7 protein-coding genes are annotated in these 15873 nt (G+C 61.7%); 4 read left to right on the forward strand and 3 right to left on the reverse strand.

All coding sequences use genetic code 11. From position 1 onward, the window contains the following. Nucleotide 1 precedes the first annotated feature (1 nt). Both E6W33_RS22360 and E6W33_RS22365 read right to left on the reverse strand, forming a co-directional pair. On the reverse strand, nucleotides 2-3181 hold the full coding sequence (locus E6W33_RS22360) for a BTAD domain-containing putative transcriptional regulator (protein ID WP_136419580.1): 3180 nt from the start codon (nucleotides 3179-3181) through the stop codon (nucleotides 2-4). Nucleotides 3182-3374: 193 nt separating this feature from the next. After that, nucleotides 3375-4010 (reverse strand): hypothetical protein, encoded by a 636-nt coding sequence (locus E6W33_RS22365; protein ID WP_211097405.1) that lies wholly within the window; start codon nucleotides 4008-4010, stop codon nucleotides 3375-3377. Between the two features lie 194 nt (nucleotides 4011-4204). On the opposite strand from E6W33_RS22365, the gene E6W33_RS22370 reads away from it, so the two are divergent. Then, nucleotides 4205-5260 (forward strand): AraC family transcriptional regulator, encoded by a 1056-nt coding sequence (locus E6W33_RS22370; RefSeq protein ID WP_136419581.1) that lies wholly within the window; start codon nucleotides 4205-4207, stop codon nucleotides 5258-5260. A gap of 99 nt (nucleotides 5261-5359) precedes the next feature. Here the strand turns inward: E6W33_RS22370 and E6W33_RS22375 are convergent, their stop codons facing one another. After that, nucleotides 5360-8482, reverse strand: a complete 3123-nt coding sequence (locus E6W33_RS22375; RefSeq protein ID WP_136419582.1) for a carboxypeptidase-like regulatory domain-containing protein — start codon at nucleotides 8480-8482, stop codon at nucleotides 5360-5362. A gap of 750 nt (nucleotides 8483-9232) precedes the next feature. Here E6W33_RS22375 and E6W33_RS22380 point away from each other — a divergent pair. From E6W33_RS22380 to E6W33_RS22390, 3 genes are all read left to right on the forward strand, one after another. Then, nucleotides 9233-10933, forward strand: coding sequence for a methyl-accepting chemotaxis protein (locus E6W33_RS22380; RefSeq protein WP_136419583.1), 1701 nt, complete (start codon nucleotides 9233-9235; stop codon nucleotides 10931-10933). A 388-nt stretch (nucleotides 10934-11321) separates the two neighbouring features. Next, nucleotides 11322-14477 (forward strand): error-prone DNA polymerase, encoded by a 3156-nt coding sequence (locus E6W33_RS22385; RefSeq protein ID WP_136419584.1) that lies wholly within the window; start codon nucleotides 11322-11324, stop codon nucleotides 14475-14477. A gap of 219 nt (nucleotides 14478-14696) precedes the next feature. Further along, nucleotides 14697-15854, forward strand: a complete 1158-nt coding sequence (locus tag E6W33_RS22390) for a hypothetical protein (protein WP_136419585.1) — start codon at nucleotides 14697-14699, stop codon at nucleotides 15852-15854. Nucleotides 15855-15873: the final 19 nt, after the last annotated feature.

Raw genomic sequence — 15873 nt, forward strand, 5'->3', positions numbered from 1 at the left:
ATCAGGAACCGGCAGCCTGCAACTGCTGCGCCAGCGCTTCGATTTCGCTTGAGACTGGCGTCCCCAGCACGCTCAAGGCGATGCGCCGATAGCGCCGGTAGACCGCCAGCCCCTCGGCGTAACGCCCCATGTCCAGATTGATCCGCATCAGCGTCTCCGTCAAGGACTTGCAATACGGATCGGCTTCAATCGCATGCTCCAGCAACGTCGTGGCTGCGTTCATGTCGTCATTGTTCGCCAGCAGGCGACCGGCTGCGCCGAGCACACGCGCGATACGGCTGCGCCACAGTTCGCGCTGCGCCAGCATCCAGGTCGCGCTCTCCCCCGCCAGCATCTCGCCGCGATACAAGTCCAGCAGGCGATTCGCGGCGTCGGCGACATCGCCCGTTGTCGGATCAGCGCGTTCGATCGTCCGCTCAAGCAAGGACAATTGGTGCTCCAGCGCGGAGGTGTCGGTCCAGCAGATATCGCGATTGAAACTCAGCATGCCTTGCTCCAGGCGGATGGTATCGGCACCCAGCGTGCCGCGCAGTCGCGACAAGGTGGTTTCCAGCGCATGCCGCGCGCTGTCACCGTCGGAATCCGGCCACAAGGCTTCGGCGGCGCGATCAAAGGGCAGCGGCGCCGGCGCATGTGCAGCGAGCATGCGGACCACGTCAAGTTGCCGATGCTTCGACTTGCCCTGCGAGCGGATTGGCTCGCCATCGAGTTCCAGGCGAAAGCCGCCGAAGCAATGGATCCTTACCGGCCACGGCCAGGATTGCGGCGCGTCTTCAGGCGGCGTAAGGCGGAAGGCACGAATCAATGTGCAGGCCGTATCAGTTTCGATATCGTGACGCAGCGCGTGGACGCATAAGGGTTGCAGGATGCGCGGGATGGCGAACGACAGATAGCCGCCGCCCTGCCCTTTCAACTGACCGAACGCGCGCTGCACGAAACGCGAGGCGTCGCTGACGTCGTCGCACGACGCGCCGTCCGACAGCAGCAGCCAGGCGTCAAGCAGATCGGCATGGATTGCTGCGACCGGATAATTTGTCTGCTCGCCCAGGCGGCGCAGCGAGACAAGCTGTGCCCGGCATGCTTCGCGATCCAGCACCGCATGGGCAACGCACTCAGCCACGCTGGAGCACAACTCGTAGGGTACGCAGCCGAAGCGCCGGCCGGCCTCGCGTGCCAGGCGCGCATGCTCCAGCGCCGCACGCGCATCGCCCATCCAGCTTGATGCCCATGACCAGGTAAGGTGCACATGCCCGGCAAGATTGTGATGACCAGGCGGCGTCGAGGCAACTACCTTGTCGAGAATGGCCCGGACCTTGACGTGTTCACCGCGAAACAGCAGTCCGGTGGCATGGATCAGCGCGTAGTGGCTGTCCATGATGCGGATGCCGCTTTCTTCGGAGGAGCGACAGGATCCCGCGTAGCTGTCGATGAGGCGCGCATGGTCGAGCGAGACCAGGGCGTCGTACAGCCGGATCAGGTAAGCGAGATAACGCGCATAGGACGACCAGGATGCAGATTCCGGAAGCGCGCCGATCAGTGCGTGCACGGACCGGACCTGATGGTAACGTCCGGACAGAAAGTAGTGCTGCGTGAGCATCGTCGACAGACGCACCTTCAGCGTCGCATCAGCTGGCTGCCGCAAGGCGTCGAATGCGCGCTGCTCCCACAAGGGCATGTCGGCATGGCCGGGCTCGACGGTGAACAAGCCGCTCCAGACACTGTGCGTCAAATGCGCCTTGAGCGTCGGGTCCGGCAACAGCTCGTAGTCGCGATGCGGATCGACGTGGCGATTCAGGAAATCACGCAGCGGCTCCCGCGCCGCGCCGTTGAAGAAATACGAGCTGATGATGGCGCTCAGGGCCAGGAAGCGATATTTGTGATTGCTCTGTGCGGCAAACGCCTCGTGCGCCTTCAGCAGCGCTTCGCGGGCGCGCGCCGTGTCGGTCATGAATACAGCCAGCCCGAGCCAGTAGTAGTGCCATGGACCGCAATGCTGCGCCGGCAAGGCATCGATCCAGCGCGTCAGCGTCTGATGGCGCGCGGTCGCGAACAATTCCTCCGCGCGCAGCTCGATCAAGGGTGCAGCGCATTGCGGCAGTCCATGTTCCAGCGCCAGCTTGATCGCCGCATCGAGGTTGCCCGCCGCTTCCAGCAATGCGACGCTGCGCTCGACGCGCTGCAAGCGTTGTGCTGCATCGTGATGCGCCTCTGCCCAGTTGCGCAGAAAGCGCCGGAACAGCGGGTGCAGCATGTACTGCCGCCCCGGATATTCATAGATGAGCGCGCCGTGCGCCGCCAGCCGCGCCGCGACGTCGGCTGCGCCCGGCATGCCGGACAGGCTCACCGCCCACGCGCCGTTAAAGTATGGCAGCCAGCAGATCGCCAGCAGCGTTTCACGCTCGGCGTCGCTGAGCGCGGAAAACATTTCCTCCGCCAGATAACCCGCCACCGCTTCCGACATGATGTCTTCTGTTTTCAGCGCGGCTTGCGGTCGGCGTTTGAGCCAGGCGGCAATGAGCGCAATTCCCGCAGGCCATCCCCGGGTGATGCGGAATACCGCGTCGCGCAATTCGGTCGCGCGTTCGACCCGCAGCACATGCAGCAGCACTTCGGTCTCCTCGGGACTGAAAGCAAGCGCGCTGACCGGCACTTCCTGCATCATGCCGTGCGCCAGCAGACGTGCGCAATTGGCCGGCGCCGGTGCACGGCTGAGCACCAGCAGCCGTACGCCGGGCGGCAGCTCCTCGACCAGGATTTCCAGGAATTGCTTGAAGAATGGCGCTTGCTGGCAGCGATGCGCATCATCCATCACGATACAAGCTTCGGGCGCGATCGCGCCAGCGAGCGATCGAATGAAAAGCCGCAGATAGCCCTGCAAGGCCGGGAGGTGTTCACGCAGCAGCGCGGGCGGCTGCCAGCCCGGCGCGACCGAGCCCGTCACGATCGCTTGCTGGAAATACATGAGGAAGCTGGCCGGATCGGCATCCGCCTCGTCGAGCCTCAGCCACGCCGTCGGACCGGTACAAGCCTGACAGAATTCCAGGCCGAAACTGGTCTTGCCGGAACCGGCGGGCGCCACCACCCAGGTCAGCGGAACCGGCAACGGGCAAATGGCCTGTACCGCCGCCTGGCGGCCGATCAGTCGTGCAACCGGACGCGAAATTTTCGCGAGAGAGGCCATCGGTTTTTCTCCTCATGCTGAAGCGCCATGTGGCGCGATCGTCGTTTCCGCCCGCCGTTTAGCGCGCGGATTGCAAAAAATGCAACGACTGCAATCATCGCATAAATTGTCATTTGGACAACCGTTTGGAGAATTGGAATATGCTTCGATGCTACGAAAAAACGACACCGGGCGGCCATTGACCGACATGCCGTCAGAGCCAGCCGAGACCGCCCCCGAGCGCGAGCATGCCCGCCCCTGCAGTGCCGTACACCGCGCCGAGAACCTTCAGCTGCTGCTTTCTCGACTCGAGGTCATAGACGAAGTAACAGACCAGGAAAAAAGTGGAATAACCCAGCAGGACGATCAACCATGGCGTACCGCGATTCCACCAGCTATAGTCCCAGGTGAGCACGCCGATGGCATTCAACTGATATTCGACCAGGACGCAGACGATCGATCCGAGCAGGGCAAAGAACAGCCGGTTCGGCATGCCGAGTATGCGCAGGTTGCGCTCTTTCGGCAGCATCTTGCAGGCGACGATGCCGAGGATGGCGAACATGAAGCAGATCTCGATGTTCAGCCCCACCATCACCAGGTAAGCGGTCTTGCCGGGTGCGCCCCAGACGGGGGCGTAGCCGCTGATGTGCAAGATCGCCGAATTGATGATTTCATTAATCCAGTCCATGCCCCAAAATGCGAGGCCGGCGAGCACGAGGCTCCAGTTCCGGCGTTCCACTTCCACCGAATAGACGTACAAGACCAGTACCAGCAATGGCACCACGTACCATTGGTATTGATTGCCATCACGCAAGATGGAGAGCGCTTGCTGCGCAGCCTGAGTCAGCATCAAAATAGCTCCTTTTAATAAGAGAATGAACAGGCGAGGATTGTAGGCACGCAAACGCGCAACGCCGTTGTCGGGAACGGCCATGCGGCTGTTGTATCCGGCCATCTTTCGGTCGCCATCAACAACATGGGAAAGGAGATGCGGAAACCAGGCGCGTGCAGCGCCGCGACAGCAACAGGTTTCCCGCGGATGCAATGAAGCAAGCGATTGCAGAACACCAAAAAAGTAGAGAAGGCGGTCCGGAAGGCAGCGTTTCGTCAAGCTATGTGCGCACGCTACTCGATGTGGTGGAGCAGCGCGGCGGATGCGCGGCCGCGCTGATGCGCGAGGTCGGAATCTCCGACGACATCCGGCGCTCACCGGAAATGCGCCTGTGTGCGCCCAAGGCCATGCGCCTGTTCGAATGCGCGGCAGCCGCCACCGGCGACGCCGATTTCGGCTTGCACATGGGCGAATCGGTGCGCCCGGCGACATTCAGCGCCCTCGGCTATGCTGGCATGAGTTGCGACACCCTCGCGGAAGCACTGTCCCTGATCCCGCGCTTCGAGCGCCTGGTGACGGAACTGGGCACAACAGAATTGCGGCGCGAAGGCGACTGGGTGACGTTGGCCTGGCGTCCTGCCTTGGACGCAACCGCTGCTTCGCGGCCGGTACAGGATGCGATCGTTTCGGGCTGGCTGAGCTTTGGGCGATGGATCACCGGCATCGACGGCCACCTGCGGGAAGCGCGGTTCGCCCACCCTGCCCCGTCCGACGTCGAGGAATATGAACGAATCTTCCGCTGCCCGCTTCGTTTTGCCGCGCAGGAAAACGCCCTGGTGTTCCACCGCCGTTTCCTCGACCAGCCGCTGCTGGCCGCAGACCAGGGCTTCCACGCCCACCAGCGAGCGCGGGCACAGGCACTGCTGGTGCAACTCGACGCGCAGCCTGACTTCACACGGCGCGTGGCCGCCCTTATCCGACAGAGGCTGGTATACGGTGCGCCAAAGCTGAATGACATCGCAGAGGCCGTGCATGTCAGCGAGCGCACCTTGCGGCGCAGGCTACAGGCGGAAGGAAGCGGATTCCAGTCGCTGCTCGACACCATCCGTCATCAGCAGGCGCTGCTTTTTCTCGACGATCCGCAACTGACCATTCTCGATATCGCCCTGCTGCTCGGTTATTCCGAGCCGACCGCCTTTACCCACGCATTCAAGTCCTGGACGGGCGCGAGTCCGCAACATCACCGGCAAAACAGGCAGCAAGCGTAGCAGCCTGTCCAGGTCGCAAAAAACAAACCGCCGGAACATGCGTCCCGGCGGAAAGATCGGCGGGGGCCACGCCCGCCGTCAGGTGACGCCACGCGCAGTTCAGCTCTGGTCAACTTTGTTGGTGAGCGTGAAGTGCGCCTCGGCGTAGTTGTCGCCTTCGACCCACAGCCACCAGGTGCCGCTTTGCCCCGGCTTGAGGACAAAGGGATCGAGCTTCCATTCGTCGTAGTCGTCGGTGTCGTCGGTCGACGAGTCATAGCAGCGGATGGTCGCCTTGACCTGCACCACGTCCTTGTCGAGCAGGTCGAAGGTGAGGATCAGGCGGCCCATCGCATCGTCCGCCGTGCGGTCGAAATGCTTGACGACATGCGTCGACGAATCGGGACCGAGTTGCGCCACACCGTAGAAATCGCCGACGCTGTGCGGATAGGCCGCGGCAGCAAATTCGTAGTCGGTGGTGCTCATCCAGCCGTCGATCGTGATGCGGCGGAACAGATGCGACGGCAGCTGCAGATCTATCGTCACGCTTGATGTCTGGTTCGCCGCAACATTGGTGCTGACTTCGGCGGTCAGATTGTTGCCGCTGCCATCGACCTTCTGCGCGTCGATCAGCACCTTGCCGACAGGGACGCCGGTCAGCGTGAAGCTGCCGTCCGCCGCCGTGTGGGTGAACTGGTTCTCGGAGATCTGCACATTGACGCCGGCCATCGGCTTGCCCTGGAAGCGCACCACCCCCTTGATCGTGCCGGTCTGCACCACCTTCTTCCAGCGGTAGATCGTCACCTGCTCCCAGCGCGCCGGGCGATAGATCACCGGCTCCATGTAGCCATACAGCGGTGTATCGTAGAAGGTCAGGTTCTCCGGACTGACTGCATTCGCATCGCCGGTCTGGCGCCACTTGTCGGAATCCTTGGAGTCGGTATCGGCCCAGTCGGAGGCAAAGGTGTTCAGGATCTGATTGGCAAAATCGTCCGACACATCGGTCAGGAAATCCGCAAACGAGGATGTCGATTCCAGCACGATTTCCTTCACCCGGTCGAACAGCACTTCGCCGGCGGCAAGGCGTTCGTCCGCCTGGTACAAGTACAGGCCATCGGGCGTGGACGGCACGATCTGCGCGCCACGGGCCAGGTCGGATTGCTCCAGTGCGCCTTCGATCTGCGCGCCCGACTGGCGGATCGACATCCAGATCAGCGAGGAGCATACCGTCGGGAAGGTATTGGCTGCCCACTTGGCCTCGGCCGGCGCCTTGTCGATCAGGCCGACTTTCGGATCGGTATAGCAGAAGAAGCGGTAATGGCTCTTGCCGGCCTGCTGCGCGGCGAAGTCGGCAATGCCGTGCAGCTTCTGCCGGAGCTCCGGCGTTTCATTCAGCGGATCGGGCTTGACCACCATCATCGGCACCAGCTCGGAAGCGACGCCGCCCAGGTCCATCTTCGATTCGATCGTGCCGAACCCGCTCAGGTTGTAGGTCTTGCCGGTTTCCGGATCGACGAAATCCTCGCCGTTGACGGCATGCTCGATGGTTTGCGTGATGACGCCCGGCCACAGGTACTTCAAGACATCCGGCCGTGCGCCGTCGGCCCCGACGAAGCTCGACAAGCGGTCTTCCGATGCGGTCGAATGCGTGATCTCGTCACGATTGCGCGTCATGATGCCCGAATGCGAAAAGCGCTGCGGCGGGGTCACCGTCATCAGCACGCTCGAAATCAGGCTGCCGTTGCCGGGGCTGAGGATAAGGTCGCCCTTTTTCGCATTCATGAAACGGGCCGGCATCTGCACCCAGCGCTTTTCCTGCGTCGGCACGCAATACATGCCCTCGGGAATATGGTCCGGCAGGTTCCACGGATCGCACTCCTCGCCCTCCACCGGGAAAGGTGCCGGCATGTGCGCGTCGAGCGGCCTGGCGAGCGTCGGCTTGAGTGCCTGCAGCACGGAACTCGCGTTGAGATTCAGACGCGCGCCCGCGGTCGACGGCGATGCCTCCAGCATGTCGTGTCGCGCCAGTTGTGCCACTTCCGTGAAGCTGATCGATTTCGGATTGGCGACCAGGCCCTTGACGACCAGGTTATCCAGCACCGATTGCGCGGCAAGGTCGACCAGGAATTTCTTGTGCATATGCTGCGGCACGTCGAAATGCGCAGCGACACGAACCGGCAGATTGTTCGGTCCCTTCCCTTTGTAATGCACCGTGAACGCGGTCGCCTGCTTCGGCAACTGGTTGTTCGGAATCGCAACATTGATGCGCGTCTGCGTCTTCGCCTTCAGGACGACGCTGGTGGCAATTGGCAATTTCATTTCGAACTCGCGCGGTGCATCATCGTAATTCAGTTCCAGCTGCCAGCTTGTCAGCGTCATGTCCACCGGTTCCGGATTGAATACGGTGAAGCTGGCGCGATAGGCACCGTCAACGAAGAAGGCGCTCAAGTCGGAATCCACGACCGCCGGCTGCAGCACGCCGCGCTGCTTTGTCAGGTAATACGGATTGGTGACGGTGACGCTGCGCTGAATGATGCGCGGCGCTTCGCCCGGCGATTGCACCGTGGCCTTGACGTGAAACACGGAGTACGGGCGATTGGGGTCGAGCTGCGGGCCGAAATCGTGTTCAACGCTCGGGTTGGTGGTGCCGAGCAAGATGTTGGTGCCGAGGCTCCAGGAATACACCGGCTGCGTCAAGCCGCCGCCGAAGGAAACCGGGATGCGCGCGGGCTTGGGTGCTGCCGTCGCCACGTGCGCTGTTGCGGAGACGATGGTCTGTGCCCGGATGACCGGCTTGATGGCAGGTGCGGCGAGAGGCTTCACCACGGGCGCGCCCGGAACCTGAGAGAGGGGCCGCTTGCCCACCGGGCGTCCGGTCGTTTTCGGCGGCGCGGTATGCAACAGGGACAGACGCAGACGGGTTGGCTGGTCGGGCGACGTGCGCACCTGCAGCAGCGGTGGCTGCTTGCCGTCGACCGGCACGGTGATCTGCACCGACGCATTCATTTTTTCGATGTGGCCACGCGTTCCGGCGACCACCCGGATGTTCTTCATGCCGGCGCGGTTCCAGACGAGGTATTGCCTGGAGCCGGGCACGCCGTTGATGGAAATCGGCACGGTCTCCGTGTTGTCGTAGGCGTGCCCGTCAGGCGCGCGCACTTCAACGCATACGCTTTCGCCGATTGCCGCTGTCGGCGGCGTGCAAATGATTGATCCGAGCAGTTTCTGTCGAATTTCTGGCATGTCTTCTCCCTTGTCTGGAATGGTGTTTGAATGAATGGAGGATGCTGCCGCACCAGCGGCCCTGCCATGGGACGGCGTGGTGAAAGCGGGACGAATTATGGCAAGCGGGTCCGCACAAATTCCTCACAAATGCTTAACAGAAATGCATTTGTGCCAGGCATGGCGCGAACTGCATGCCATGGCGTGCCCGATTTCATGAACGTCGAAGTGCGCTTCGCTTTCCCATTTTCCGGAACGGGATTCGCAATTTCCGGGAAACCCGGAATGCCTCTCGACACGCTTTAAACCTGCGAAAGGCGGATCAATGCGGACTTGGGGCGTCGCTGCGTGTTGAAGACGGCTGTTTCCTGGCCAAGTTGGAAATTTGTGGGCGCTCCAGCCTGCCCGCAGGAACCTGGCCCGGGATTTGCTCAAGGTGTGGCATGTCTCCTCCATCCTCAACAAGGGAAGGATTTAGCCCGTGACTGGCAACGGTCACGGGCTTTTTTTTGCGCAGTTCGCGCCTCCCGGAAAGCGCATATCGGCAAGGTCGGCAATATAAAACCGGCCCCACCAACCAATCGTTGCACAAAGCCCACAACCAACTATCAATTTTCTTGATCCATGTTAAGTTAAAAGCGCTTACTCCAAAGCAACAATGCATGAGATCTTGTCGTCGTTGGATTTGCCGGTAATCGTCGCGCGCATAGACTGCTTCTGGCGAACAGCTTGCCCACGCCCGGCGGAAAACACCTCTCCAGGGAGCCCGCAGTGAAGATCGCAAACATGAAGATAGGAACGCGCCTGGCGCTGAGTTTCGGCGTCATGGGAGTATTCCTGGTTCTGGTTCTCGTTTTCAGCGTGTCGATGTTGAGCCGTGTCCATGATGGCACTGAGCTGATCGTCAACGATCGCATGCCGAAGATCGAGGCCGCGAGCGAGCTGCAGACGGAAATCGATGACATCGCCATTGCGCTTCGCAACATGATGCTCAATGAAGACAAGGCGGACCGGCAAAAGCAGATGGCCGACATCGAGGAATCCCGGCGCGTCGCCAAAGAACAACTTGAGTTGCTGCAGCGCTCGCTTCGTTTTGCGAAGGCGAAGGATTTGGCGCAGCGGATGAACGAGGCCAACGACAAATATCTGAAAGGCCAGGACGAACTGATCCGGCGAATCAACAGCGGTTCACCGGAGGACGCGAAAGCCTATTTGAGCAATGAGCTGCGCCCTGTCCTTGCCGCTTACAAGAAGCTGATTGGCGAGCAGCTCCAGTTGCAAAAACAATTTGCGCAGGAATTTGCCGAATCGGCTGCGCAGACCTATGCCAACACACGCAATCTGATGATCGGCCTGGGCGCCCTGATCCTCGCTTTTGCGGCGGCGCTTGCCTACATCATCACTGTCTCGATTACGCGTCCGCTTGCGAAGGCGCTCAAGGTGGCAAACACGGTCGCCTCGGGGGATCTGACCAGTCATATCGATGTCCGCTCGACCGACGAAATGGGGCAACTCTTGCACGCGCTCAAGCTGATGAATGAAAGCCTGGTCGATACCGTCGCCATGGTGCGGACCGGAACCGAAACGATTGCCACCGCCTCGTCCGAAGTGGCGTCCGGCAGTCTGGACCTGTCGAGCCGCACCGAGGAACAGGCCAGCTCGCTGGAGGAAACCGCGTCCTCCATGGAGGAACTGACATCAACGGTCAAGCAGAATGCGGACAATGCGCGTCAGGCCAATGCCATGGCGGAGACCGCATCGAACGTCGCGGCCAAGGGCGGCGAAGTCATCGCCAAAGTGGTTGTGACGATGGACGAGATCAACAGCTCTTCCACCAGGATCACCGACATCATCAGCGTCATCGACGGCATCGCGTTCCAGACCAATATCCTTGCCTTGAACGCCGCAGTGGAAGCGGCGCGCGCCGGCGAGCAAGGACGCGGCTTCGCGGTGGTGGCGGCAGAAGTGCGCAACCTCGCGCAGCGATCCGCAGCGGCCGCCAGGGAAATCAAGACGCTGATCGAAGATTCCACGGCAAAGGTCGAGAACGGCGGCAAGCTGGTGAATGAAGCCGGCGCCACGATGCAGGAAATCGTCAGGAGCGTCAAACATGTGACCGACATCATGGCAGAGATCACCGCCGCCAGCCTGGAACAGACGACCGGCATCGAACAGATCAACCAGGCCATCAATCAGATGGACGAGGTCACCCAGCAGAATGCCGCCTTGGTGGAGCAAGCATCGGCGGCATCCGAAGCCATGCAGGAACAGGCAGCGAAACTGGCGCAAACGGTCAGCATCTTCAAACTGGATCTCGGTGTGATGCAATCAAGGACGTCCGTTGTCATGCCCTCGCCTTCGCAGCCCATGCAGGCCAAGGCACCTGCATCGGTATTGCGGCCTGCGAAAAGAGCCAGCCAGGCAGCGCCGAAACACTTGCTGGCGGCGACTGCGGATTCCTCCGATGACTGAGAAGAATTTTAACGATCAAAGCGCGGCTTTCTCGTTTTCCGGAATACCTCTTTCAATTTCCGAGAGCCGCGGCAGCGATGCAAGGGAACCAATACGAGGCGAGAACCACATATCCGTCGAAATGACGGTTTTTGCCGCCCGAACCTCGAAGCTGGTTGGATTCCGGGACAGCCAAGGAGCCTGGCCCAGGACTTGCTTTAGTGAAGAGATGTCTCCTCCATCCTAAACAAAGGAAGGATTTAGCCCGCGTCCGGGAACGGTCGCGGGCTTTTTTTTCGCTGGTCGTTTTCGGCTTTTGTCCGAGTCACCTGCCGGCTGGGAAATGTTTCCATGACGAAAATTGAAATAGATCATATACTGTGTTTTTATACAGTATATGCTTCACTGCATGCCCCCGCGTTCCATCCCTCCGCAAGTCCTGCCCGCCTACGCCGAACTGCAATGCGTATCCAATTTCACGTTCCTGCGCGGCGCATCGCATGCGGAAGAACTGGCGGAGCGCGCCGCCAGGCTCGGCTACACGGCACTGGCGATCACGGACGAATGTTCATTGGCCGGCGTGGTGCGCGCGCATGTCGAGGCAAAGAAACTCGGACTGCACCTCATCATCGGCAGCCAGTTCCAGCTGGTGAATGAAGATGGCAGCCCGGCCTTCTCGCTGATCCTCCTTGCCGTCAATCGCGAAGGCTACGGCAATCTGTCCGAGCTGATCACGCTGGCGCGCACGCGTGCGCAGAAAGGCACGTACCGCCTGACGCCAACCGATTTCACCCAGCCGGAGCGTGGCTATGCGCATCTGCGCGGGCTACTGCATTGCCTCGCCATCCTGACACCCGCGCATGGCGTTGACGCCGATCGCTTGAAAACACAGGCCGCGTGGCTGGCGGATACTTTTCCGGATCGCGCATGGATGGCGATGACATTGTTGCATCGCGCCCGGGATGACCGGCATCGCGCCGTGGTCGAGCACATCGCGCAGGAAGCCGGATTGCCCATCGTCGCCACGGGCGATGTCTGCATGCATGTGCGTTCGCGCAAGCCGCTGCAGGACACGCTTGCCGCGATCCGGATCGGCAAGCCGATTGCGGAATGCGGCTACGATCTGGCGCCGAATGCGGAGCAGCACCTGCGCTCGCGCCTGCGGCTGGCGAACCTGTATTCGCCGGAGGCATTGGCGGAGTCGGTACGCATCGCGGGGCTGTGCACTTTCTCGCTCGACGAGCTGCGCTATGAATATCCGGACGAACTGGTGCCCGAGGGCGAGACCCCGACCAGTTATCTGCGCAAGGAAACCTACATCGGCGCGTCGCGGCGCTTCCCTGCCGGCATTCCCTTGAAAGTGCAGGAGCAGATCGAACATGAGCTGACGCTGATCGCCGAGATGGCCTACGAGCCTTACTTCCTGACGGTGTTCGACATCGTGCGCTTCGCGCGCAGCAAACACATCCTGTGCCAGGGGCGCGGCTCGGCGGCCAATTCCGCCGTCTGCTATTGCCTCGGCATCACCGAAGTCGATCCGGCGCGCAGCCATACCCTGTTCGAACGCTTCATCTCGAAGGAGCGCAACGAGCCGCCGGACATCGATGTGGACTTCGAACATCAGCGGCGCGAAGAAGTCATCCAGTATGTGTATGAAAAATACGGACGGCTGCGCGCCGCGCTGACAGCGGTGGTGATCAGCTACAGGCCACGCAGCGTGTTGCGCGATGTCGGCAAGGCATTGGGCGTCGATCTCGCCATCGTCGACCAGATCGCCAAATCGCATCGCTGGTGGGATGGCAAGACCGGCTTGTCGGCGCGCTTCACCGAATGCGGGATGGATCCGGAGTCCCCGATCGCGCAGCAGTGGGCGGACATCGCGGAAAGGCTGATGCGCTTTCCGCGCCACCTGTCGCAGCATCCCGGCGGTTTCGTGATCGCACGCGGCAAGCTGTCGCGCCTGGTGCCGATCGAAAATGCCGCGATGGCCGACCGCAGCGTGGTGCAATGGGACAAGGACGACCTCGATGCGCTCGGCCTGCTCAAGGTGGACATCCTCGCGCTCGGCATGCTCTCCATGATCCGCCGCGCGCTCGACCTGATCAGCGAACAGCGCGGCGAACCGTTCAGCATGCAGGACATTCCCGCAGAAGATCCGGCCACCTACGCGATGATCAGCGAGGCCGACACGGTTGGCGTGTTCCAGATCGAAAGCCGCGCGCAGATGACCATGCTGCCGCGCCTGCGGCCCGAGAAATTTTACGATCTCGTGATCCAGGTCGCGATCGTGCGGCCCGGGCCGATCCAGGGCGGCATGGTGCATCCTTATCTGCGACGCCGCCAGAGACTGGAGCCGGTGACCTATCCCAAGGATGCCATCCGGCCGGCGCTCGAGCGCACCTGCGGCGTACCGATCTTCCAGGAACAGGTGATGCAGATCGCGATGCTGGCGGCGGACTTCAGCGCGGGTGAAGCCGACCAGTTGCGCCGCTCGATGGCCGCGTGGCGGCGCAAGGGTGACCTCGGCAAGTTTCAGGAAAAGCTGAAGCTCGGCATGGAGAAGAACGGTTATGAAAAAGCCTTCATCGACGCCATCGTGCGCCAGATCGAAGGCTTTGCCGAGTACGGTTTTCCCGAAAGCCATGCCGCCAGTTTTGCGCTGCTGGCCTATGCCAGTTCCTGGATCAAGCGCCATGAACCGGCGGCCTTTCTCGCCGCGCTGCTCAACAGCCAGCCGATGGGTTTTTATGCACCATCGCAACTCGTGCAGGATGCGCGCCGCCATCGCGTCGAGGTGCGGCCTGTCGACGTCCGCGCCAGCGATTGGGAAAGCAGGCTCGAACCAACTGCGGGACAACAGCCCGCGGTGCGCCTCGGCTTGCACATGGTGCGCGGGCTGTCCTGCGAAGCAGGATGGCGGATCGAAGAAGCGCGTGCGATCCGCGCGTTTTCGGATACGACGGACCTCGCCCTGCGGGCGCAGCTGACACGTCACGACGTGCAGATGCTGGCCAACGCCAACGCGCTCGAAGCCCTGGCCGGAAATCGCCGCCAGGCGCTGTGGGAAGCGGCGGCCAGCGAGGCGGACAAGGGTTTGCTCAGGAAGGCGCCGGTGCGCGAAGAAGCGGTGCAACTGGCAGCGCCCACCGAAGGCGAAAACATCGTCGCCGATTATCACAGCCTTGGCCTGACGCTGGGCCGCCATCCGCTGGCGCTGCTGCGGCCCATGCTCACGAAAAAACGTTTCCTGCCGGCCGAGGTGCTCAACACCTTCGCCGATCGCCAGATCGCGCGCGGCTGCGGCATCGTCACCGTGCGCCAGCGTCCGCAAACCGCCAGCGGCACCATGTTCGTCACGATCGAAGATGAAACCGGATTTGTGAACGTGATCATCTGGCCTGCCCTCGTCGAACAATATCGCAAGGAATTGCTCGGCTCGCATCTGCTGGGCGTGTATGGCATCTGGCAATGCGAAGGCAAGGTGCGCCATCTGGTTGCGAAGCGGCTGGTGGATCTGACGCATCTGCTGGGCAGGCTGAGTACGCGCAGCCGGGATTTTGCATGAAGGGAAAGCATGCGCTGCGGAGGTCTCTTTCCATCGCATCATTTCTTTCGGCCAGCTGTGCATCCGGACAATTCTCCGACGCCTTTCTTGCCTTCGAACGGTGGTCAACGGCAGCAACTTGAGAAGCCTCAAGCAGCGCGCGGGCATCGTCAAAACCGAACGGCAGCTTGTAACTCCAAGTAGAAGCTCGCACGCGCTTTCCTTACTGGAGCAGAGATCATGTCACGCAGCTTGACCCGGCAGTTTCAGGCCATATCGATCATCGGCCTGCTGATGCTGATTACCGCATGCGGCGGCGGCGGAGATTCCAGCACAGCAAATTCCGGCTCGGTCACTCGCCTGCTTCCCACAATCTGGACTTCGGAAGGCAGGGCCGTCAACAGTTGCGTCCTCAGCCCGAGCTGCTCCGGCAATCCCTACGCGCCCTTCTTCGCAGCGGTATCGATGGCGCCGGCGAACGGTGCGGCACTGAGCGGCGTCGTGCGCCTCGAAGTGCAAGGCAACGAAATGGCCAACATCGAATTGTTGCCGGCCAACGGCTACACGCCCAGGCTGGGCGTCTTCAACATTACGGGAGACAGGACCTTCGCATGGCTGGACCTCGACACCACCACGGTGCCGAACGGCCCCTTGAGCCTGCGCATCAGCGCGTTCAATGTACCCGCCGGTCAGCCGGGCGCGAATGAAATCGTCGCCATGCCGGCCCGCACCTGGACCATCAACAACCCGTCCGTGCCACCGACTGCATTTGCCGCCACGCTCACTTCCGCACCCGCCGATAACGCCGTCGTCAGCGGCATCACCCGGCTTGAGGTCCACGGCAGCGGCATTGCCAATGCCGAACTGCTGCCGGCCTCCGGCTATGCGCCGCGCTTTGGCGTGTTCAATGTATCGGCGGACAAGACAATCGCCTGGCTGGACTTCGATTCCCGATCGCTGCCAGACGGCGTCACGGATGTCAGGATCAGTGCCTTCAATGTGCGGGAAGGACAACCGAACGCTACGGAGATCATCGCCATGCCGGTCAGGCGCTGGGATCTGAGGAACGGCACTGCGCCACCGCCTGCAACACCCTTCGTCGCATCGGTGACGATCGCGCCGCCGCACGGCGCCATCGTCAGCGGCCGCACGCGGCTTGAAGTGCGCGGCAGCGGCATCCGGAACGTCGAACTCCTGCCGGCCACCGGCTATACGCCGCTGCTCGGCACGTTCAATGTGTCATTTGACCAGACCTTCGCTTGGCTGGACCTCGACACGACAACGCTGCCGAACGGCATTCTGGAGGCACGCATCAGCGCATTCAATGTGCCGGCCGGACAGCCAGGTGCGGTCGAAATCATTGCGATGCCGACGCGACAGTGGGACTTGAGGCATTAGCACACGCGAGGCGTTCTTC

It is taken from the genome of Herbaspirillum sp. ST 5-3, from assembly GCF_004804275.1.
Lineage (GTDB): Bacteria > Pseudomonadota > Gammaproteobacteria > Burkholderiales > Burkholderiaceae_D > Noviherbaspirillum.